Genomic DNA, 22,045 nt, shown 5'->3' with positions numbered 1-22,045 from the left:
TGTTCTCTTCGCGAGCAGGCTCGCTCCCACACTGGATCTGTGGCACATCGAAGATCCCTTGTGGGAGCGAGCCTGCTCGCGAATGGCCGCGACGCGGTCTGTCAGTTGTCCACCGACTCTTGCTTCACCACCACCGTGCAAGTAATCCCCGCCGCCAACAACACCCCCTCCGGCACTTCATCGATGTGAATGCGCACCGGCACCCGCTGCGCCAGACGCACCCAGTTGAACGTCGGGTTCACATCGGCGATCAGCTCGCGGCTTTCCGGGTTGTCGCGGTCGTAGATGCCGCGGGAAATGCTCTCGACATGGCCCTTCAAGACTTCGCCGCTCATCAGTTGCATGTCGGCCTTGTCGCCTACGCGCACGTGCGGCAGTTTGGTCTCTTCAAAGAAGCCGTAGACCCAGAACGAGTTCATGTCGACCACGGCCATTTTCGCTTCGCCGATGCGCGCGTAGTCACCGCGATGCACGTTGAGGTTGGTCACGTAGCCGTCCACCGCCGCGCGCACTTCAGTGCGTTTGAGGTTGAGTTCGGCGGCTTCCAGTTGCGCTTGTGCGTGTTGGTAATCGGCGAGCGCGGCGTCGGCGATGTTGCTGGCGTCGTCGCGGTTTTCCTTGGAGATCACCAGGTTGTCGAGGTCGGCACGACGATGCGCGTTGACCTTGCGCATCTCCCAGGTCGACTTGCGCGAAGCGACCAGCGACTGCGCCTGCTTGACCGCGATGCGGTAGTGCTCCGGGTCGATCTGCATCAGCAGGTCGCCCTTCTTCACCAACTGGTTGTCGCGCACCGGTACGTCGACCACTTCCCCGGTGACGTCGGCCGCGACGTTGATGATGTCCGCCCGCACCCGGCCGTCGCGGGTCCACGGGGTGTTCATGTAGTGCTCCCACAGGGTCCGGCCGATCCACAGTGCCAGGGCCAGCACCAGCAGGGTCGCAAGCAGGCTGAAAAACTTTTTCATCAGAACGTTCTCAACGGTAGACAGTCAGCGCCATGGCGCCGAACAGACAGGTAAACAGACTCAGACGCAAAAGCGCCGGGTGCCAGAAAAAGCGGTACAGGTCGAACCCCGAGAGGAACCGGTCCAAGGCCCAGGCCAGCGCCGCAGCGACAAAAAACATCAGGGTCATGGTCGGCATGTACACGCCGTGGAAGGCGATTTCACGAGGCATGGGCAAGTCCTTCGGGCTTGGCGACGGCATAGGCAGCGAGTGGTGATTGCGGGTCGAGCAACGAGGTGCGGATGAAGTGCAGATAGCTCTTCACCCGGCGTAACGCGGACGTGTCGAAGTGCGGCGCAAACGGCTCGTCGGTCGCGGCGACCCGACTGATCGCGTGATCGACCGCCACCAGTGCGCGCTCCAGATTGCTCGGGTTCGGTTGCAGAAACAGTCGCACCAGCGCCCGGCCCATGACGCGGATCGCCTGACGCCACGGCTGCGATTCGGCATACGCCGGATGCACCGGGAGGATCGCCTGTTCCTTGCGCAACTCGATGATCGCGTGGCCGACTTCGAGTACCACGAACATCCAGCGCAGCAGGTTCTTCTGCACCGTCGGCTGACCTGCCGCCAGGCCATAAGCCTGGTGCAGCAGGTCACGGGTACGACTCTCGAAACTCGATGCCAGGCCCTTGAGCTTGCCGCTGATCGCATAGACCACTTGCTCGCGCAGATCCTGCTCCAGGCGCTTCCACAACCAGCGGCTGTTCGGCGGCAGAATGATCGCGCCGGCAGCGGCACACACCAGCATGCCCATTACCATGGCGATGTAGTCGTTGATGAAGGTGTAAGGGTTGTAAATGGTCAGGTTGTCCGGCACCGAACCGGTGCTGAAGAAGATCAACAGACCGAGACCGACCCCGGCATATTTCGGCCGCGAAGCGAGGAATGAGCCGAGCACAATCACTGGCGCGAGCATCACGCACAACAAGGGAAAACCGTCGATCCACGGGAAGATGAAAAACATCTCGACGAAGCCGATCACCGCTCCGAGGAAAGTCCCGCAGGCCATCTGGAACGCCATGCGTTTCGGGTTCGGCGTGGCGGCAGACAGGCCCACGGTCGCGGCGGCAATCAGGGTCATGGTCGCACCACTCGGCCACGCCGTGGCGACCCAATAGCTGCCCAGCACAATCAGGATGAACGAGGCGCGAATCCCCGAAGCGGCAGCAGCCCACCAGTTGGTTTGCGGGGTGAACGGCTCGTCCCAGCGCTCACGTTCGTGGCGGTGATCGGCCAGCGAGGCGTGGGTCTGTGCATAACTGTGCAGGTCGTCGACGAAACGATAGAGCAGTTCGTATGCGGTGTGAAAATCCAGTTGTTCGGCTTCACTCGGACCGGTTTCCTGGAAAATCCCGCGCAAGGTTCGCACGCGCGTCGGCAGGCCTTCCTTGTACGTGGCCAATGCCGTCGCCAAACGTGCCGCGTCCGGGCTGGTCAAGGCGCGGCCACTGAAGCCGTCGAGTACTTCCGCCAGATCCTGCAGGCCCGGCCTGATCGCGGCCACCACGTGTTCTTCGTCATTCACGCGCAAGCGTTCCAGCAACTGATGCAGCGCGTTGAAGCGCGTGGTAATGCCCATGAACTCGCTGTTCAAACGGCTGAGGCGACCGTTGCGCCGACGCATGTGCGGGTCTTCGAACACGGTGACGCTGCGCAGCCCTTCCAGGCCCACGGCTTCGGCGATAAAACGCACGTTGCTCGCTTCGAACGATTCGGCTTTGCTGCGTCCGCGCAAGCCATCGGTGACGAACAACGCGAACACCCCGAAGCGCTGATACAGCGCGTTGCGCATCGCCGCGCTGGCTGTTTGCGGCAGGATCGCGGCGCTGACCACCGTCGAACAGAGAATCCCCAGCGAGATTTCCAGCACCCGCCAGACGGCGGCCATGAACGCACCGTCCGGATGCGCCAGCGCCGGCAGCCCGACCATCGCGGCGGTGTAGCCGGCGAGGACAAAACCGTAGGCGCGGAAGTTACGGCAACGCGCCGCACCGGCCGAGCAGATGCCGACCCAGATCGCCAGCGAACCGAGGAACAACTCAGTGTTTTGCGCGAACAGCGCAATCAGCGTGACCATCATCGCCGACCCGGCCAGGGTGCCGAGGAAGCGATAGAAACTCTTGGCGAACACATGGCCGCTCTGCGGCTGCATGACGATGAATACGGTGATCATCGCCGTGCGCGGTTGCGGCAACTCCAGGCGCATCGCCAGCCACAGCGTGAGGAACGCGGCGAGCAATACCTTGAAGATATACACCCAGGTCACGCCATCGCTGCGCGCCCAGTCAAACAAACCCCGACGCCATTCCAGGGAGTAGAGCCAGCGTAGAGGTGCGGGCAAGGGAGTCATTAAATTTTGCTCAAGAATTCAGTCGAACCGGAGAACCTGTGGGAGCGGGCTTGCTCGCGAATGCGCTGTGTCAGACACCTGATGCGCGGGCTGACACACCGCATTCGCGAGCAAGCCCGCTCCCACAAGGGTTGTGTGTTCACCGCAGGAGGGCCGGGGTTTTCGGGGCTGCCGTTTGCTCGGTGGTGGGCACATCATCGCCAGCCCCGAGGCCGCCACCCAGCGCCGTCACCAGCTCGGCATGCGCACTCAAGCGCGCCGCCTGCACCTGCTGCTGCACCTGCTGCTGCTTGAACAGCAGGGTCTGCGCATTGAGCACGTTGAGGTAATCGGTGAGGCCACGCTGATAAGCGATCATCGCGATGTCGTAGGTCTTCTGCGCAGTAGCCACCGACTCGGCGGCGAAGGCTTGCTGCTTGTCCATCGACTCGCGGCGGATCAACTGGTCGGAAATGTTCTTCAGCGCATTGACCAGCGTCTGGTTGTAATGCGCCACGGCAATGTCATACCCGGCGGACGCTTCGCCCAATTCGCTGCGCAAACGCCCACCGTCGAAGATCGGCAAGGAGATCGCCGGGCCGACGTTGTAGTTGAGTTTCTTGCCAGTCAAAAACTCCAGCGCCCCACCGCCGGTAGCCATGTAGCCGAGGCTGCCGACCAGATCGACATTGGGATAAAACCCGGCATGCGCGACATCGATGCCGCGTGCCTGCGCCGCCACTTGCCAGCGACTGGCGACCACGTCCGGGCGCTGACCGAGCAACTCGGCGGGCAATGCCGATGGCAGTTTCAACGCAGCACCCAGGGCCAGCGTCGGCCGCTCCAACTGCGCACCGTCGCCCGGGCCTTTGCCGGCCAGCGCGGCGATCTGGTTGCGGCTCAGGGCGATTTCTTCGTCCAGCGCATCCAGTTGCCGATGGGTCTCCGGCAACGGCGTTTCGGCCTGGCTGACTTCAAAGTGCGTGCCGATGCCGCCGTCGAGACGCTTCTGCGCCAGATCGAGAATCTGCTGTTGCTGCTTGAGGGTCGCGGCGACGATGTCGCGCTGGGCGTAATGCAGCGACAGCTCGATGTAGGCGCGCACGATATTGTTCTGCAATTCCAGCTGCGCCAGCCGCGCTTCGGCGGCGCTCATGTGCGCCAGATCCACCGCGCGTTCGCTGGCATTGCTTTCCCGGCCCCAGAGGTCGAGGGCGTAGCTGAAACCCAGCGCGGCGTTGTTGTCCCAGGTGGTGGTGTTGGCCAGCTCGCCCGGGCCGTAGAACTGGTCGGTCGGCCAGTTGTGGCGCTTGAGCGTTGACTCGCCATTGATCTGCAACGACTCGGCGGCCTCGGCGACACCGGCCAGCGCCTTGGCCTGACGCACTCGTGCAGCGGCCATGGCCATGCTCGGGCTGCCCTGCACGGCAAGGTCGATCCAGTGATTGAGTTGCGGGTCGCCGTAGGCTTGCCACCATTGTGCGGTGGGCCAGTGTGCGTCACGGGCGGCGTGGGCGATGGCGTCGTCAGTGGCCAGTGCGTCGGCTTCCAATGCCGTGCTATGCGGGGCAATTCCTTGCGTTGAGATGCAGCCGCTGAGACCCAGGGTAAAAGCCAGAACACTGAGCGGCAAAAGCGCTCTGATGATGCGACGCGGCACAGCTGCGAATTCCTGAAAGAGGGGTAAGGCGGGCGTGTTCCCTTCTGTAGGAGCTGCCGAAGGCTCGGGCCGCGTTCGGACGATCTTTTGATCTTGATTCCCTTAAAACAAAACCAAAAGATCGCAGCCTGCGGCAGCTCCTACAGGGAGCGGCGCAATTCTAGGTGGGCGCCTTGGTGGCGATAAGCTGGGATTCCTGTGAATCTTTGTTACCGTTAACGAGATAATCCGTTGGTCGGGGGTCTCAGCCCCTGAAACTTCGTGTCACAATTTGCCATCTCCCTTGAGAGCACCCCATGGACACATTGCAAAACATGCGCGCCTTCAGTTGTGTGGCCGAAGCCGGCAGCTTCACCGCCGCCGCCGTGCAACTCGACACCACCACGGCCAACGTCTCGCGCGCGGTCTCCAACCTGGAAGCCCACCTGCAAACCCGCCTGCTCAATCGCACGACCCGGCGCATCGCCCTGACCGAGGCCGGCAAGCGCTACCTGCTGCGCTGCGAACAGATCCTGGCCTATGTCGAAGAAGCCGAAGCCGAGGCCAGCCAGGCCCACGCCCGCCCCGCCGGCCAGTTGAAAGTGCACACCATGACCGGCATCGGCCAGCACTTCGTGATCGACGCCATCGCCCGCTACCGCAAGACCCACCCGGACGTGACCTTCGACCTGACCATGGCCAACCGCGTGCCGGACCTGCTCGACGAGGGCTACGACGTGTCCATCGTGCTCGCCAGCGAACTGCCGGACTCGGGCTTCGTCTCGCAACGCCTGGGCATCACCTACAGCATCGTCTGCGCCTCCCCGGCCTACGTGAAAGCCAACGGCTGCGCACAAAAGCCCGCAGACCTGCTGAACCACGCCTGCCTGCGCCTCGTCAGCCCGGTGATCCCCCTGGAAAAGTGGGCCTTCAACGGCCCGGACGGCCAGGAAATGGTCACCATCAACAGCTCGCCGTTCCTGGTGAACTCCGCCGACGCGATGAAAGCCGCGATCATCAGCGGCATGGGCGTCGGCGTCCTGCCGGTCTACGCCGCCATCGAAGGCCTGCGCAACGGCACGCTGGTGCGGATGATGCCCAACTACCGCTCGCAGGAACTCAACCTGTACGCGATCTACCCGTCGCGGCAATACCTGGATGCGAAGATCAAGACTTGGGTCGAGTATTTGCGCGGGTCACTGCCGGAGATATTGGCGGCGCATCAGGCGGAACTGGCGGCGTATGAGTTGAGTGGGAGCCTCGCCGGAGCCCGCGTCGCCAACTGATTTTCAACACACGGTGTTCACTGTAGGAGCTGCCGCAGGCTGCGATCTTTTGCCCTTGATGTTTAAAAATCAAAAGATCGCAGCCTACGGCAGCTCCTACAAAAGCGGTGATTTGAAGGGAGTTTTCCGACAGGTTTTGACGGTTGTGGCTCGGAAGTGGGGTGGATAGGCTCAGGGGGTCGTTGACGAATCAACGACCGGACTTGGTCGTCCGGGTTTAGAATGGCGCACTTTTTAAGCTTGCTTAATGGCGAGCTGTGCGTGGGAGGGCCTTGGCCCTGCCGGGTTTCCATTCCCTGGTCGACCAACCTGCGTACGGTTCGCCACCCTATTGCTTGGTCGCAGTACGTGGCGAACTCCACATCCCGAATGGAGTTCCACCATGATCAAACCCACACCCAATCCGCCCCAAGCCGAAAGCACCTCCCCCTACGAATCCCTCGATTCAAAAAAGCTCCACGACGCCGCCGAGCGTGCACTCGACCATTACCTGAAACCTTCCGCCGCCGCTGTGAGATTCCACAAACCCAGCAGCATGTTCCAGGTCGTCCCCGACATGGACAACGAAAGCCTGCTGGTTCACGCCTGCGAATCACTGGCCTCGGCAAGCATCATGACCAGCGACATTGCGGCCTATGTCGAAAGCCCGCAGCGACAGACGATACTGGCGATCCAGCAAATCATCATGCTGGCCGAGCTGGCGGTGAATCGGGTGCTGGATAACCACGAAATCTCGCAGTCTCCAACACACAACTAATCCCCCTGTGGGAGCGAGCCTGCTCGCGAAAGCGTCAGCCCATTCAATATTTTTGGTGCCTGACACACCGCTTTCGCGAGCAGGCTCGCTCCCACAGTTGGAATGGGTGTGTTCAATTGGAGACTGGTCGGCTCGTAGGCCGCCTTCGCGAGCAGGCTCACTCCTACAGAAAAGCAAAGCAGTCCAGACAGACCGCATGCTCTTCACCACTCAATGGCCGAGTGTCAGCTCGCCGAAAGCTCTTGATCTTGCCGTGCCGGCCCCATCGGCAGGCTGAGTGGAGGGGTTTATCCGGGGGGAGGCGCGCAGCGCCATGCGGCGAAGCCGCATACATCGAGAGGAGGTGCAGCGAAGCAAACCGGAGGCGATGCCCCCGGATGAACCCCGCAACGAAGGAACCCGAGCCTAAGCGAGGGCCGAACGCAGGGGCCAAGACCTTTGCTTCCTTTGGGGCGTTTGCCAAAGGGAGTCGCTGTAAGAGCGAAACCGCCAGCAGCAGCACCCGAAGCAACTGATATGTCCCCCATCAACCCAAAGCATGGTCGGCCCAGAGGCCGCCAAGACAACCCAAAACAGAAATGTTAGCTTGCTTGGCAATAAAGCCCAGAAGCCGAGCCCATAGCGATGAAAAAAACAGTCCTGGCCTTCAGCCGCATCACCCCACCCATGATCGAACAGCTGCAACAAGAGTTCGACGTCATCGTCCCCAACCCGAAGAACGGCGACATCAACGCCCAATTCAACGAAGCCCTCCCCCACGCCCACGGCCTGATCGGCGTCGGCCGCAAACTCGGCAAAGCCCAACTCGAAACCGCCACAAAACTCGAAGTAGTCTCCAGCGTCTCCGTCGGCTACGACAACTACGACCTCGACTACTTCAATGAACGCGGGATCATGCTCACCAACACCCCCGACGTACTCACCGAAAGCACCGCCGACCTCGCCTTCGCCCTGATCATGAGCAGCGCCCGCCGCGTCGCCGAACTCGACGCCTGGACCAAGGCCGGCCAATGGCAGGCCAGCGTCGGCGCACCGTTGTTCGGCTGTGACGTCCACGGCAAAACCCTGGGCATCGTCGGCATGGGCAATATCGGCGCCGCCGTCGCCCGCCGTGGCCATTTCGGCTTCAACATGCCGATTATCTACAGCGGCAACAGCCGCAAGACCGAACTGGAACAGCAACTCGGCGCGCAATTCCGCAGCCTTGACCAACTGCTGGCCGAAGCCGACTTCGTCTGCCTGGTGGTGCCGCTCAGCGACAAGACCCGCCACCTGATCAGCCATCGCGAATTGGCGTTGATGAAGCCGGGGGCGATTCTGGTCAACATCTCCCGTGGCCCGGTGGTCGACGAGCCGGCGCTGATCGAAGCCCTGCAAAACAATCGCATCCGTGGCGCAGGACTGGACGTCTACGAGAAAGAACCGCTGGCCGAGTCGCCGCTGTTCCAGTTGAAAAATGCTGTGACATTGCCGCACATCGGCTCCGCCACGAATGAAACGCGCGAAGCCATGGCCAATCGTGCACTGGCCAATCTGCGCAGCGCGCTGCTCGGCGAACGCCCGCAGGACCTGGTCAATCCGCAAGTCTGGCGCGGATAAAAAATGACGGGCAAGTGCAGAACCGCACTTGCCCGTTAGTTGCCGCCCTACACAACTTGAAATTGAACAACAAAGCCAACTTAACAACAGCATTATAAGCTCTGCCTGGCAATCGAATGATCGACCACTGCTATGGAGAGCTAATCCTGTGAACAACCTGACAACCGATAAAGTTATTCGCTACAGCAAAGTTATATTGATGGCTTACATCAGCTTCTTTGGTGTATTGGTGATGATTCACAACTTTACCGACTATGACTCGAACTACACGTACGTGGCTCATATCCTGAGCATGGACACTACCACCGCCAATGAGTCCATAAAGTACCGAGCCATCGATTCACCGATGATTCATCACCGGATCTACTGGTTCATCATCACGCTGGAAGTAACGTATACGACGTTATGCCTGATAGGCACCTATCAACTCTATCGGCACATCAATGCGCCTGCAGAGGTATTCCACGAGGCAAAAAAGTTCTCGATCATGGGCATACTGACGGCAATTTTCATTTATTACGTGTGCCTGCAAACCGTGGGTGTGGAATGGTTTGACATGGACACCTCACAATCATGGAATGCCAAGGACTGGGCCCGGCATATCATTGACTTCATATTCCCGGTGATGATTTACATCACCTTGAAAGTCGAGCGCTGATGTTCAGTGATCGTTTGTTTCATACCAACTTCCCCTGCACCGGCGCCACCAGCGTTTTCGGCTTACGAAACACCAAGACATTACCCAGCATCACCAACACCAGCCCGAGCAACGCCGGTGCCGTCCACTGATAACCTTCAGCAAACGCTGACACGTTCAGTGCCACCACCGGGAACAGCACGGTGCAATACGCCGCACGCTCCGGCCCCATACGTCCGACCAGCGTCAGGTACGCGGTGAAGCCGATAACCGAACCGGGGATCACCAGATACAGTAACGCCCCGACGTAACGTGGCGACCACTCCATGTCGAACGCAATGCCATTGACCAGACACCACACCGACAACATCGCCGCCCCGTAGGCCATGCCCCAGGCATTGGTGGTCAAGGGTTTCAAGCCTGCCTTCTGCTGCAGACTCGACAACATATTGCCCGCCGAAAAACACAAGGTGCCACACAGCGCCAGGCCAAGACCAAGCAACGTTTCGGGGCTGGCGTGATGGCCGGCCAGTTCCGGCCAGAACAGCATTCCCAGACCGAACAGGCCGAGCGCCCCGCCCATCAACACGTTGCGCGCGATGCGCTGACCGAAGAATACGCGTGCATTGAGCGCATTCCACAAAGTGGCCGTGGAAAACACCACCGCCACCAACCCGCTGGGAATCCACTGGCTGGCGGTCAGAAAGCACATGAAGTTGACGCAGAACAGGCACAGCCCCTGCGCCACACAGATCAAATGGCCACGCCGATTCATCGGTTGCAGCCGCCGATTGAGCAGCAACAGCACGAACAGCACCAGCGCGGCGAGACCGAAGCGATAAACGATCGACACCGGAATCGCCACCACGCCCAGTTGCCATTTCAGGGCAATCCAGGTGGTGCCCCAGATCAGCACGGTCAGCAGATACAGCGAAAGGTTCATGACGAAACTCCTGAGAACACCGGGCACTCTGTGGCAAGCGAGCTTGCTCGCGCTTGAGTGCGCAGCACTCACTGATGGGTCCGCTGCGCAGCCCGGCGGGAGCAAGCGCCCTCGCCACAGGGTTGTGTTGTATGGAGGTTCAGGGTGCGACAGCAACGATCGGGGCGCTTGCAGATTCTTGCGCTTTTGTCGCTCGACAGGCTGGCAGCGCGAAAGCTACGGAGTAGGATGCAAGGCGTTGGAGAGAACCGAATATGGCCGCTATCGATACCCTGCAAGTCTTCCAAGCCCTCAACCGCTCGCCGAATGCACGCCTGTTGCACAGCGCCGATCTCGGTGACGGCTTGTCTGCGGCCCTGTGGACCAACCACCACGATGCCCAGGAATACGAAACGCCGAGCCACCACACGCTTTCCTGCTACATCGCCGGGGGCACGGGCACCTTTCGCCGTGGCCAACCGGGGCGCAAGGGCGGACCGGACAAGTTGTGCATCCTGCCCGCCGATCACCAATCGGGCTGGGTGATCAACGGCGATCTGCGTCTCGCTCATCTGTATTTCAGCGCCGAACAATTTGCCTTGGGTTGCGTCACGCTGCTGGATCGCGAGCCGCGAGAGATGCAGTTGCGCGAGCAGACCTTTCTGGAAGATCCGCAGCAGGCCCGACGCTTTCGTCAGTTACTGACACTGAATTGGGACGAACCGGCCGAACGCCTGCTGACCAGCAGCATTGCGCATGAATTGATCAGCCATACCCTGCTCAGCCAGGTCGGCGCCCGGCAGGGTGTGCGCCTCAAGGGCGGACTGGCGCCCCATCAGCGGCGGCAACTGGTCGAGTTCATCGACAATCAGTTGGCCGAGCCGATCAGCCTCGGGCAACTGGCCGGATTGTGTGCGCTGTCGGAATACCACTTTGCGCGGATGTTTCGCGTGAGCTTCGGCCTGCCGCCGCATCAGTACGTGCTGGCGCGGCGCTTGAACCGGGCGCGGGAATTGTTGCGTGGCACGGCGTTGCCGCTGGGGGAGATTGCATTGGCGTGCGGGTTTGCCAGTGCCAGTCATTTCACCAACCGGTTTCGGCAAGTATTGGGTGGGACGCCGGGGGATTATCGACAGGCGTTTTTGCGTTAGATCCGAACTTTTCAGGTGTCTATCAGGGCCTTATCGCTGGCAAGCCAGCTCCCACAATGTCTCCGGCCGTTCAAGATATTTGTGCCCGACCGAGAACCTGTGGGAGCTGGCTTGCCAGCGATGAACGATGACGCGGTCCTGAATCAGAACTCCAGCGTACTGGAGAGCGAAATCTGCCGCGAATCGCCCATCGACACAAAGAACCGGCTCGCCGCAGAGGTGTAGTAGGTGCGGTCGAACAGGTTCTTCACGTTGAGCTGGAACTTGACCTTCTGCCCTTCGAGTCTGGTGTCGTAAGTGGCAAACGCATCGGCCACGGTGTAGCTCGGCAGGTCGAAATCATTCACCGCATTGCCCGCGCGTTCGCCGACATACCGCGCCCCGGCACCGACCCGCAGTTGGTCGCCACCAATCACGCTGCCGAAGTCATACACCGCCGACAATGAACCGCTGTTCTTCGCCACGTTTTGCAAGCGATTGCCTTTGTAGTCCGGGTCTTCGGTGACCTCGGCATCGGTGTAGGCATAGGCGCCGATCAGGCTCCAGCGATCGGTCAACTGCCCAGTCAGATCCAGTTCCAGACCACGGGAACGCACTTCGCCTGCGGCGCTGTAAATGGTGGTCGGGCCTTCAGAATTGGAGACCAGCACGTTGCGCTTCTTGATGTCGAACAGCGCGATATTGCCGGTGATGCGCCCCGGCATATCCAGACGCGCACCCAGTTCCCACGACTTGGCCTCTTCCGGCGCAATGCTGCCGTCGAGCACGGTGCTGCTGCCGCTGAGCGGGGCAATGGTCGAGTTGGGTTTGAACGATTCGGTGTAGCTGCCGTAGAACGATAATTCGTCGGTGTAGCGATACACCAGACCGGCGCGCGGTACGAATTTCTGCCCGTTGCTGTCGGTGTTGGCCTTGAACGGCACGCCTTTGCCGGCGTACTGGTCGTACTCCTGGAAGCGCCCGCCGGCGACCAGAATCCACTGATCGTTGAGGTGGATGGAGTCCTGCAGGAACACCGAATCACTGCGCAGCAGATCGGTCTGCGCACTGTCCGCCGGGCTGACCGTAGTGCCTTCGACTTCGCGGCCGTACACCGGATTGACATAGCTGAAGGTGCTCAGGCTTTTCTGGCGGATCAGGTCGGCGCGGTAGATCTTGCGGTACTCGTCGTCGACGCCGAACACCAGATCATGCTGCATGCCCAGCAGGTTGACCTTGCCTTCGAGGCTGGCGGTGGTGAAACGGTCAGTGCTGATTGCGCCTTGCGTGCCGTCCATGCTGCGGGTCAGCGTGCCTTTTTTGGTGTCGATGGCGGTCACGCGCACCTGGCTGGCGTCGTAGGTTTCGCGGTTCCAGCTGTAGCCGAAGTGGGCCTTCCAGTCGTCGTTGAGTTCGTGGTCAGCCTCGAAATGGTACAGATCCGAGCGGCCTTCCATGTCGTTGAACGGCTCGTCCAGACGCTCGTTGCGCGAGATGTCCAGCGGATGGTTGGTGCGTGGATCGATCACCGTGCCACGGTCGAACGGGGTGAGAAACTCGCGGTGTTCATAGCCGAACGACAGCTTGGTGCGCTCGCCGAACCAGGCCAGCGACGGTGCGATCAGCGTCTCGCGGTGAGTGCCGTAGTTGCGCCAGTAATCTTCGTCTTCGTGATCCAGTACCAGCCGGTAGGCCAGCCCGGATTCACCCAGCGCACCAGTGCTGTCGAAGGTGCCGCCGCTGCCATTTTTGCCGTCGCCGTAGGTGGAACCGCGCAGGGTCAGGGCGTTGTATTGAGTCAGTTCCGGCTTCTTGCTGACCAGGTTGACCACACCGCCCGGGTCCTGAATGCCGTAGAGCAACGAGGCCGGGCCCTTGAGCACTTCGACCCGATCGACTGTGGCGTTCATGCCGCGGCCCTGCACGATCGGCATGCCGTCGCGCATGATCGAGCCATTGCGGTTGTCGCCAAAGCCGCGGGTCATCACCGAGTCCTGGGTGCTGCCCAAGGTGTTGCCCTGGGTGATGCCGCTGACGTTGGCCAGCGCATCGTCGAGATTGCGCGGGGCCTGATCGCGAATCACCTGAGCCGGGATCACGTTGACGGTCTGCGGGATTTCCTGCAGCGAAGCCGAGGAGCGCATCACCGAACTGGTCTGCGGCGGTTGATAGGTCATCGACTCGTCGCGGGTCGAGGTGATGGTGGTGGCGCCGAGGTTGAGCGCACCTGCGGTGGGCTGCGGTTCCAGCGCCAGAGTGTGGCTGTCGGTGCGGCGGAAGGTCATGCCCGAACCGCTGAGCAGGCGTTGCAGCGCTTGTTCGGCGCTCATCTGGCCGCTGACGGCCGGGGCGTTAATGCCGTACGGCGCCTCATCGGTGTAGACCACGCTCTGCCCGGTGACGCGGCTGAAGTCGCTCAGGGCCTGGGGCAGTGGTTTGGCGCTCAGGGAGAAACTGAACTGTTTCTGTGTCTGTGTCGGGCTGCTGACGGTTTCAGCGGCCAGCGCCACACTCAGCGGCAACAGCGCCAACGCCGAAAAACTCAATGCCGAAACACCCAACCACTGTTTGACCGAACCCGATTTTGCCCTGGACTTCATTGCTCAATGACCTGTGTAGAACCGCAACGGATGCGAATGACTCGCAGTTTCAGTCACTACACGGATGGGGCTGTGGTTTACCTCACCACAAATTTGAAAATATTTTTTGCTGTCTGAAAGAACGCTATCGCGAGCAGGCTCACTCCTACAGGGGGAACACATTCCAAATGTAGGAGTGAGCCTGCTCGCGATGGCGCCGGCAGGCTCAGCGCAAAATAATCAGATGCCCCAGCACCTGATGCTGCTCAAACCCCAGCACCCCTCGCAACGAACTCAGCACCGCCTGCGGATCCTTGCTCGGAAAACTGCCGCTGACCTTGCGCGCTGCCAACTCATCATTGAGCACAACAATCCGTCCCGGGTAATAGCGCCGCAGATCCTCCACCACATCGGCCAGCGACGCCTTGTAGTAATTCAGCCAGCCCTGACGCCAAGCCAGTTGCGCCTCGCTGTCCACCGCGTGCAGTTTTTCTGCACTGCCCTGCCCGTAAGCCACTTGCTGGCCGGCGGTCAGAATCTGCTGTTGCGCGTTGCGATTCGCCGTCACGCCAACGCGCCCGGACAGCACCGTGACCTGCGCACCTGCGGGCTGCAGTCGCACTTCGAATTGCGTGCCGAGCACCCGCGCCTCGCCCTTCTCCGCCGCGACCACAAACGGATCCCCCGTATGCGTGACACTGAAAAATCCGGCACCGCGACGCAATTGCACATGCCGCTCGCCATGACTGAAATCCACCGCGATGGCACTGTCGGCATCCAGCGTGACTTGCGATTGATCGGCCAGGGTCACGGTGCGGATCTCGCCCGGTGCCGAAACGTAATCGGCACCCAGATCATCGATCCAGCGCTGCGGCTGCCATCCCGTGCCAACGCTGATCATCAGCATCAGACACGCGGCCATCGCCAGCGCGCCCGACCAGCGCAGCAGCGTTGAACGACGCGGACGATCCATCGCATTGAGGTAGCCCTGCAACGCCAACGCCTCTTCATCGGCCAAGGTACGCGCCGGACTTTCGCTCAACTCCCAGAGCACTTGCGCCTGGGCGTAAGCCTCGGCGTGGGCCGGGTCGGCGCGCAGCCATTGGCTGAAGGTCAGTTGATCGCCGGTGCTCGGGCGGTCGTGCAGCAGGCTCAGCCAAGCGAGCGCGGCCTGCTCCTGAGCAGGCGTCGGGGTGACGCGGTCGGTGACTTTCACGGTGCTTTCCCTGGCAGGCGTGGCGCGGGTTCGCGCAGGCAGGCCTTGCAGGCCTCGAGGGCGCGCATCATATGTTTTTCCACGGCACTTTGGGACAGGCCCATGGCCTTGGCGATGTCTGCGTATTTGCGGCCGTGGATGCGATTGAGCAAAAAGATCTGTCGGGTGCGCTCGGGCAAGGCGCGCAACGCTGCTTCGACATGGCGCAGATCATTGCCCGCTTCGAGCGCGGCTTGCGGTTCGCTGCCGTGGCTGTCCGGCGCATCCGGTTGCCAGCCCTCATTGACCCGCACCCGCGTGCCTTCGCTGCGCAAGTGGTCGATGGCGATGTTGCCGGCGCAGCGCAACAGGTAGGTGCTGAGTTCTTCGACCTGCACCAACGGCCGTCGCCAGAAACGCAGGAACAGATCCTGCACCAGATCCGCCGCCGTGGCCCGGCAGCCGACGCGCCGGTTGACCAGCGCTTCCATCTGTGAGCGCTGCGACAGGAACACCTGGAGAAAATGCGCACGCGCGCCGTGTGGCTCGTCGTCGCGGGATTCCGGAGGATGACCGATCAGCATGTCAGCCCTGCGCCCAGGCAGCGACCGGGCTGGCCAGCAGACTCAACCCAGCCAGTGCGAGGGCCAAGCGTGGGCGATACGGCAGCAACAGCACCAACGCCAAGGCGCTGAGCATGAGTACCGCGAACCAGTCGACCAGACCGAAACTCCAGCCGTGTGCAGCGACTGCCGCCCAAAGCGACAGCCCGAGCAACAGCCAACCAGCGAGTTTCAAAACCCGTGCGCGTCGGGCCGAGGGTTTGTTGCCGAGCAGTTCATCATGGTGCCGAGGCATCGACAGACACAACGCGCTGAAGGCGGCATAGCACAGCAACAACGCCAGCAACATCAGCTGACCTCCTGCTCAAGCGCGATCGGTCGCGGCTTTTCGCGGGATGTTTTTTTCACGCTGACGGCGCCGCCGGCACGCTGCATTTTCCATGCGGCCCAGCCGAGGAACAGACCTGCGCCCAGGCAAGTCAGATCGAAACCCGCCAGCGTCCAGTCACCTTGCGCCAGCGTTACCCCGAGATTCCACGGTGTGGTCAGATTGATCAGCGGCACCGCGATAAACAGCACGGCAGCCAGCGCGAGCTGTTCGACCCAAGCCTTGCGCCCTTTGCGCAGCAACGCATGCACCACACTCAAAGCCCAGGCGATAAAAAACGCATTCACTTCCTGATCGGCGCGCACGAGCAGATCTGTCGGCAACAGGCGATTGGCCAAAAAGAACACCGCCACCGCCAACACCAGCCCGGCCATGCTGGCGATGTTCAGCACTTCCACCAGACGCAATTCGAACGGCATCACGCCGCTCTTGGCGTGTTTGAGCTGGCGCTTGCCAAGCCAGATCACCAGCCCGGTGCCGATCATCGCGGTACTCGCCAGACCACAGATGAAATACAGCCAGCGCAATGTCGACCCGGCAAAGTGGCCCATGTGCAAACCGTAGAACGTGCCGCCGACCGCCATCGCCACGGGCTGCTCCGGCGTGCTGCCGAGGCGCTCGCCGGTGACGCCATTGAACGTCACCGCGCGCCCGAAATCGTGGACGACGCGGTCGCCACGGCGCGACAGCACCACCGAGGCATTCGCGTCCCCCGGATTGTTCACCGTCAGCCGCGCGGTGCTGCCTCCCGCCCACTGCTCGCTGGCCTTGGCCAGAAGTGGAGCCATCGGGCTCAGCGGCGCCGCCCGGTTGGCTCGCTCAGGGGTCTTCGATGCCGGAAAAACTTCGTCGTAAAAGGTGCGCACGTCGCCGTTATAGGACGCCAGAATGCTCGCCGGCATGACCATCGCCATGAAAATCACCAGGCTGCTGTAGGTGATCATCAAGTGAAACGGCAACACCATCACGCCGACCGCGTTATGCCCGTCGAGCCATGAACGCTGGCCTTTGCGCGGGCGAAAGGTGAAGAAGTCCTTGAAGATTTTCTTGTGGGTGATGATGCCGGTGATCAGCCCGACGAACATCACCATCGCCGCCATCGTCGCCAGCCAGCGGCCCCATGGATAAGGCATTTGCAGCTGGAAATGGAAGCGATAGAAGAACTCGCCGCCCAGGCTTTCGCGGGCCTGGACTTCACTGCCGGTCTGCGCGTCGAGTGTTCTGGATTCGAACTTGCCGCGCTCGCCCGGTGTGTTCGGAGCCTGTTGCCAGCGCACCGTCAGGCCGGGATCGCGGGCGTCGGGCAAGTCGATCAGCCAGCGCGAGGCGCCGGCGGCGTGTTGCTGCAGGTAACTTTGCGCCAGGGTCAGGCTCGCTTCGGCATTAATCGGCCGCGCGGGAATTTCCGGCTGCATCCAGTGGCTGATCTCATCCTTGAAATAGGCCAGCGTCCCGGTCAGAAAAATCGCAAACAGCAGCCAGCCGAACACCAGCCCCGTCCAGGTGTGCAGCCAGGCCATCGACTGACGAAAGCCCTCTTTCATGCGTAACCCAAGCCCCGCGCGGCACCCGACACCGTCGCCAGAATCACGCTGGGCACCAGCAAACCGACCCACGCCGACCACGCCGTGCGGCAAGCGAAGCACCACAGCACCGCGACCAGATAGACCAGAAAGGAAATGGTCATACCGGTCACCACCGCTTCGGCGCGGCTCAACGGCAGCCACATCGTCAGCGCGACACTGGCCAGCGCCGCGACCAGATAGCCGCCGAACACCGCCGCCAGCACCCGCGAGGTGACGGCCAGACGATAGGACATGGGAAGTGAGGCGAGTTTGCCTTTCATGTTTCGACCCTGAAACGAAAAAACGTCCGGCCAACGAGCCGAACCAACAGGCGAGCAATATTAATGATAAATATTCTCATACGCAAAAGCATCTGATTGCCGGACACCCTCGCCCGCCCCTACAATGCGAACAGTTCTTGTTCTCTAACGCATCGATCATGCGCCCGGAGTAATACCCTTGTCGTCCGCCCATCCCGTCGAATCGCTCTACCACGACCACCACAGCTGGCTCACCGGCTGGTTGCGGCGCAGACTCGGCTGCCCGGACAGCGCGGCGGATCTGGCGCAAGATACTTTCATCCGCGTGCTCAGCGCTCGCGACCCCGCAGTGATCATCGAACCGCGCGCCTTTCTCACCACCCTCGCCAAACGTGTGCTGTTCAATCATTACCGCCGTCAGGATCTGGAACGCGCCTATCTCGACACCCTGGCGCAGATGCCGGAAGTGACCGCGCCATCGGAAGAAGACAAAGCGATCATCCTGCAAACCCTGATCGAGCTGGACCAGCTGCTCGATGGCTTGCCGCGTCTGGTCAAGCGCGCCTTTTTGCTGGCGCAGGTCGATGGCCTGACTTATCCGCAAATCGCCACCGAGCTGAGCATCTCGGTGGCCACGGTCAAACGTCATCTGCACAAAGCCGCCCTGCGCTGCTATTTCGCCCTATGAACCGCGCTCCGGATTTCTCCGCGCAAGTGGCCGAACAGGCCGTGCACTGGCTGATGGAAATGCAGCAAGGCACGCTCTCCCCGCGTCAGCAACAAGCCTGGCAACAATGGCTGGACGCCCACAGCGAACATCGTCGCGCGTGGGAGCACATGCAGCGAGTCAACCAGCGCTTGCGCGGCGTGGCGTCGCCATTGGCCCACGCCGCGTTGAACGGGCCAAAGTCTTCCAGTCGCCGTCAGGCGCTCAAATTGCTGCTGCTTCTCGGTGCCGGTTCTGCCGTCACCTGGGGCATGCGCGAGCACAATCCGCTGCCGACGCTGCTCGCCGATTACCGCAGTCCGCTGGGGGAGCGCCGCAAAGTTACGCTGGGTGCGGGCAGCCAGTTGCAGCTCAACACCGCGAGTGCGGCGGACGTGGACAGCACGCAACGGCTGATCCGTTTGCTGGAAGGCGAGATCCTCCTGAGCACCGCACAAGCGTTCGAAGTGCGCACGGCGCAAGGGCTGTTGAGAACCGCTGCTGCCCGGCTCAACGTCCGGCAATTTGCCGATCGCACGCAGGTGGCGCTATTCGAAGGCCAGGTCGAATTGACCCGCCCCGGGCGCGAGCCGATGTGGCTACCCGTTGCCCGTCAGCTGAGTTTCAGCGCCACTTCGGTCAGCGAAGCCAAGCCACTGGACGCCAACAGCGGCGCCTGGGCCGAAGGTATGCTGGTTGCCGCGCACATGCGCCTGGGCGAATTTATTGAAGAGCTCGGCCGCTACCGTCGCGGCCAGTTGCATTGCGATGCGAAGGTGGCCGACTTGCTGATCTCCGGGACCTATCCACTGGACGACAGCGAGCGGATTCTTGATCTGCTGCAAATCAGTCTGCCGGTGAAAGTGCGGCGGTTTACTCGTTATTGGGTGAGCGTCGAGGCCCGGGTTTAAAACAAAACAGTGGCGAGGGGGCTTGCTCCCTAGCCACAAAAGCAGTCATTCAAAAAATATTCGTAAACCGTGAGCCGTTTTTCAGATCTGGCGTGACAGAGAAGGAAAGCCCCCTTGATTCAACCTTCTCAGGATCAACCTTCATGCACCCCACCCGTCTCACGCCACTGGCCCGCCGCCTGCGCAACCTCATACTGGGCGCCAGCCTGAGCTTCAGCGCCCTACCGGTCATGGCTGCCGAAACCAAGGTTTACCACATCGCTCCGGCGTCGCTGGAAAACGCCCTCAACCAGTTTGGTCGTGAAGCCGGCGTGCTGATTTCCTTCGGCTCACAAATCACCAGCGGCGTGCAAAGCCGTGGCCTCGAAGGCAGCTACAGCGCCGAACAAGGTCTCGATGCGCTGCTCGAAGGCACCGGCCTGCAAGCCCGCGCCGAGGGCAACAATGCCTTCAGCCTGCAACCGGTCGGCGACACGGCGCTGGAGCTGGACACCTCGAAGGTCGTCGGTGACTGGCTCGGTGAAGCGGCGCAGGTCAACGTGTTCGAACACCCCGGCGCCCGCGATGTGATCCGCCGCGAAGACTTCGAACGTCAAGGCGCGACTCAGGCGCGCGACGTGCTCAACCGCATCCCCGGGGTCAATGCCCCGGAAAACAACGGCACCGGCAGCCACGACATGGCGCTGAACTTCGGCATTCGCGGTCTCAATCCGCGCTTGGCCGCGCGCTCGACCGTACTGATGGACGGCATTCCCGTGCCGTTCGCACCGTACGGCCAACCGCAGTTGTCGTTTGCGCCGATCAGCATGGGCAACATGGATGCCGTGGACGTGGTGCGTGGCGGCGGCGCCGTGCGTTACGGCCCGCAGAACGTTGGCGGGGTGGTCAACTTCGTAACCCGTGCCATCCCGGATGAGCCGACGGTCAAGGGTGGTTTCCAGACGGAGACCAGTCCGTCGTCGAGCCATGACGGCTTCAAGACCAGCGCCAACCTGCTGGCCGGCGGCACCAACGAAAATGGTCTGGGCGGCGCGCTGCTTTACTCCGGCACCCGTGGCGGTGACTGGCGTGAACACAGCGACAGCGAAATCGACGACCTGATCCTCAAGGGCAAATATCAGCTCGACGAGGCCAACAGCTTCAACGCCATGGCCCAGTATTACGAAGGCAAGGCCGACATGCCCGGCGGCCTCAGCGTTGCCGATTACAACGCCGATCCGTATCAGTCGACACGCCTGAAAGATCAGTTCTGGGGCCGTCGGACGATGTTCAACTTCGGCTATCGCTATCAGGAAGATCGCCGCGAATTCACCGCCAACACTTTCTTCACCAAGACCCTGCGCAGCGGTTATCTGGATCAGGGCAGTTTCCTCTCGCTGTCACCGCGCGAATATTGGGTACGCGGTTTCGAAACACGTTTCGCCCAAGGCTTCGACCTCGGCCCGACCAGCCATGAAGTAGGCGTCGGTTACCGCTACATCAACGAGGCCGGCCACGAGTTGCGCTATCGCACGCCGATCAGCAGCAACCAATACCCGACTACCGACAGCCGCAACGACCGCGACACCCGCGGTGGCACCGAAGCCAATGCGTTGTTCGTCGACGATCGCATCGACATCGGCAAATGGACCATCACTCCGGGCGTGCGTTACGAGATGATCGAGTCGCAGCAGACCAACAACCTGACCGACGTCAAATACAAGGGCGACTACAACACCGCGCTGCCGGCGCTGAACGTGCTGTATCACCTGAGCGACAGCTGGAATCTGTACGCCAACACCGAAGGTTCGTTCGGCAGCGTGCAATACAGTCAGATGCCCAACCGTGTGAGCAGCGGCGAAGTCAAACCGGAGAAGGCCCGCACCTGGGAACTCGGAACCCGTTATGACAACGGCACCCTGCGCGCGGAAATCGGTGCGTTCCTGATCAACTTCGACAACCAGTACGAAAGCAACCAGACCAACGATTCGGTGATCGCCCGGGGCGAGACCCGCCATCAGGGCATCGAGACCAGCGTCAACTACGCGCTGGATGACTTGAGCCCGGCACTCGCCGGTTTCGATGTGTACGCCACTTATGCCTATGTTGACGCGACCATCCGTGAGGACGGGCCAAATAAGGGCAATCGCGTGCCGTTCTCGTCGAAACACAAAGGCACGATTGGCGTCGGTTACACCGAAGGCCCGTGGAAACTCAATGTCGACAGCAGCTTCCAGAGCGACCAGTTCGCCGACAATGCCAACACCTCCAGGGAAAGCGCCGACGGCAGCACCGGCAAGATCCCCGGCTACATGCTGTTCAGCAGCCGCGCCGGTTATGACTTCGGCACGCAATTGTCGGATCTGAACGTGGCGGTGGGGGTGAAGAACATTTTCAACACCCAGTATTTCACCCGCTCGTTCGATGACAACAACAAGGGCAAGTACGTCGGTGAGCCACGCACGGTGTATGTACAAACGTCTGTAGCGTTCTAAGAAAACTGTGGCGAGGGAGCTTGCTCCCGCTCGGCTACGGAGCAGCCGTAAATCCTGCTGAATACAGTCTGGCTGTTGAACGCCGTGCAGGTAT

General features: G+C 61.4%; 19 protein-coding genes. 8 read left to right on the top strand and 11 right to left on the bottom strand.

All coding sequences use genetic code 11. The features are described from left to right. Nucleotides 1–101: 101 nt before the first annotated feature. The 4 genes from ACOYXG_RS04345 to ACOYXG_RS04330 all read right to left on the bottom strand — a co-directional run bounded on the left by ACOYXG_RS04345 (nucleotide 102) and on the right by ACOYXG_RS04330 (nucleotide 5,000). A complete protein-coding gene (locus tag ACOYXG_RS04345; RefSeq protein ID WP_027610912.1) occupies nucleotides 102–968 on the bottom strand; it encodes an efflux RND transporter periplasmic adaptor subunit in 867 nt (288 codons plus the stop codon). A 10-nt stretch (nucleotides 969–978) separates the two neighbouring features. After that, nucleotides 979–1,179, bottom strand: coding sequence for a DUF1656 domain-containing protein (locus tag ACOYXG_RS04340; protein ID WP_003221811.1), 201 nt, complete (start codon nucleotides 1,177–1,179; stop codon nucleotides 979–981). After that, nucleotides 1,169–3,361 (bottom strand): FUSC family protein, encoded by a 2,193-nt coding sequence (locus tag ACOYXG_RS04335; protein ID WP_460356105.1) that lies wholly within the window; start codon nucleotides 3,359–3,361, stop codon nucleotides 1,169–1,171. Before ACOYXG_RS04335 ends, ACOYXG_RS04340 begins: the two co-directional genes overlap by 11 nt. A 139-nt stretch (nucleotides 3,362–3,500) precedes the next feature. Next, on the bottom strand, nucleotides 3,501–5,000 hold the full coding sequence (locus ACOYXG_RS04330; protein ID WP_460356103.1) for an efflux transporter outer membrane subunit: 1,500 nt from the start codon (nucleotides 4,998–5,000) through the stop codon (nucleotides 3,501–3,503). A 296-nt stretch (nucleotides 5,001–5,296) separates the two neighbouring features. Here ACOYXG_RS04330 and ACOYXG_RS04325 point away from each other — a divergent pair, with 296 nt between their 5' ends. The 4 genes from ACOYXG_RS04325 to ACOYXG_RS04310 all read left to right on the top strand — a co-directional run bounded on the left by ACOYXG_RS04325 (nucleotide 5,297) and on the right by ACOYXG_RS04310 (nucleotide 9,279). Beyond that, the gene (locus tag ACOYXG_RS04325; protein WP_027610909.1) at nucleotides 5,297–6,265 is read left to right on the top strand and encodes a LysR family transcriptional regulator; all 969 of its coding nucleotides are present in this window, start codon (nucleotides 5,297–5,299) and stop codon (nucleotides 6,263–6,265) included. 382 nt (nucleotides 6,266–6,647) lie between these two features. Beyond that, complete coding sequence (locus ACOYXG_RS04320; RefSeq protein WP_096795161.1) at nucleotides 6,648–7,022, top strand: DUF6124 family protein; 375 nt, start codon at nucleotides 6,648–6,650, stop codon at nucleotides 7,020–7,022. 624 nt (nucleotides 7,023–7,646) lie between these two features. After that, the gene (locus ACOYXG_RS04315) at nucleotides 7,647–8,621 is read left to right on the top strand and encodes an NAD(P)-dependent oxidoreductase (protein WP_115988174.1); all 975 of its coding nucleotides are present in this window, start codon (nucleotides 7,647–7,649) and stop codon (nucleotides 8,619–8,621) included. A gap of 148 nt (nucleotides 8,622–8,769) precedes the next feature. Then, entirely contained in the window at nucleotides 8,770–9,279 is a 510-nt protein-coding gene (locus tag ACOYXG_RS04310) for a DUF2165 family protein (RefSeq protein ID WP_103369613.1), read from the top strand. Between the two features lie 19 nt (nucleotides 9,280–9,298). Here the strand turns inward: ACOYXG_RS04310 and ACOYXG_RS04305 are convergent, their stop codons facing one another. Further along, entirely contained in the window at nucleotides 9,299–10,201 is a 903-nt protein-coding gene (locus tag ACOYXG_RS04305; protein WP_460356099.1) for a DMT family transporter, read from the bottom strand. A 254-nt stretch (nucleotides 10,202–10,455) separates the two neighbouring features. On the opposite strand from ACOYXG_RS04305, the gene ACOYXG_RS04300 reads away from it, so the two are divergent. Next, nucleotides 10,456–11,331: a helix-turn-helix domain-containing protein gene (locus ACOYXG_RS04300; protein ID WP_097090427.1), complete on the top strand. Its 876-nt coding sequence runs from the start codon at nucleotides 10,456–10,458 to the stop codon at nucleotides 11,329–11,331. 143 nt (nucleotides 11,332–11,474) lie between these two features. Here the strand turns inward: ACOYXG_RS04300 and ACOYXG_RS04295 are convergent, their stop codons facing one another. From ACOYXG_RS04295 to ACOYXG_RS04270, 6 genes are all read right to left on the bottom strand, one after another. After that, complete coding sequence (locus ACOYXG_RS04295; protein WP_460356097.1) at nucleotides 11,475–13,910, bottom strand: TonB-dependent siderophore receptor; 2,436 nt, start codon at nucleotides 13,908–13,910, stop codon at nucleotides 11,475–11,477. A gap of 205 nt (nucleotides 13,911–14,115) precedes the next feature. Next, nucleotides 14,116–15,105 carry a FecR family protein gene (locus ACOYXG_RS04290; protein ID WP_460356094.1) on the bottom strand — a complete coding sequence of 330 codons (990 nt, stop codon included), beginning with the start codon at nucleotides 15,103–15,105 and terminating at the stop codon, nucleotides 14,116–14,118. Beyond that, nucleotides 15,102–15,668 (bottom strand): RNA polymerase sigma factor, encoded by a 567-nt coding sequence (locus ACOYXG_RS04285; protein ID WP_285375492.1) that lies wholly within the window; start codon nucleotides 15,666–15,668, stop codon nucleotides 15,102–15,104. Before ACOYXG_RS04285 ends, ACOYXG_RS04290 begins: the two co-directional genes overlap by 4 nt. Nucleotide 15,669: 1 nt before the next feature. After that, a complete protein-coding gene (locus ACOYXG_RS04280) occupies nucleotides 15,670–15,996 on the bottom strand; it encodes a DUF3325 domain-containing protein (protein WP_096795156.1) in 327 nt (108 codons plus the stop codon). Next, nucleotides 15,996–17,579: a PepSY-associated TM helix domain-containing protein gene (locus tag ACOYXG_RS04275; RefSeq protein ID WP_460356088.1), complete on the bottom strand. Its 1,584-nt coding sequence runs from the start codon at nucleotides 17,577–17,579 to the stop codon at nucleotides 15,996–15,998. Before ACOYXG_RS04275 ends, ACOYXG_RS04280 begins: the two co-directional genes overlap by 1 nt. Continuing rightward, nucleotides 17,576–17,881 carry a DUF3649 domain-containing protein gene (locus ACOYXG_RS04270; RefSeq protein ID WP_007967542.1) on the bottom strand — a complete coding sequence of 102 codons (306 nt, stop codon included), beginning with the start codon at nucleotides 17,879–17,881 and terminating at the stop codon, nucleotides 17,576–17,578. Before ACOYXG_RS04270 ends, ACOYXG_RS04275 begins: the two co-directional genes overlap by 4 nt. A gap of 178 nt (nucleotides 17,882–18,059) precedes the next feature. On the opposite strand from ACOYXG_RS04270, the gene ACOYXG_RS04265 reads away from it, so the two are divergent. The 3 genes from ACOYXG_RS04265 to fecA all read left to right on the top strand — a co-directional run bounded on the left by ACOYXG_RS04265 (nucleotide 18,060) and on the right by fecA (nucleotide 21,951). Beyond that, nucleotides 18,060–18,548 (top strand): sigma-70 family RNA polymerase sigma factor, encoded by a 489-nt coding sequence (locus ACOYXG_RS04265; protein ID WP_460356085.1) that lies wholly within the window; start codon nucleotides 18,060–18,062, stop codon nucleotides 18,546–18,548. After that, complete coding sequence (locus ACOYXG_RS04260) at nucleotides 18,545–19,477, top strand: DUF4880 domain-containing protein (RefSeq protein WP_460356082.1); 933 nt, start codon at nucleotides 18,545–18,547, stop codon at nucleotides 19,475–19,477. Before ACOYXG_RS04265 ends, ACOYXG_RS04260 begins: the two co-directional genes overlap by 4 nt. A gap of 143 nt (nucleotides 19,478–19,620) precedes the next feature. Beyond that, complete coding sequence (gene fecA / locus ACOYXG_RS04255) at nucleotides 19,621–21,951, top strand: TonB-dependent Fe(3+) dicitrate receptor FecA (RefSeq protein WP_460356079.1); 2,331 nt, start codon at nucleotides 19,621–19,623, stop codon at nucleotides 21,949–21,951. Nucleotides 21,952–22,045 lie beyond the last annotated feature (94 nt).

It is taken from the genome of Pseudomonas sp. G3-39, assembly GCF_054790485.1.
Note: the sequence above shows the minus strand (reverse complement) of the source record. Positions and strands in the feature narration are given on the sequence as shown.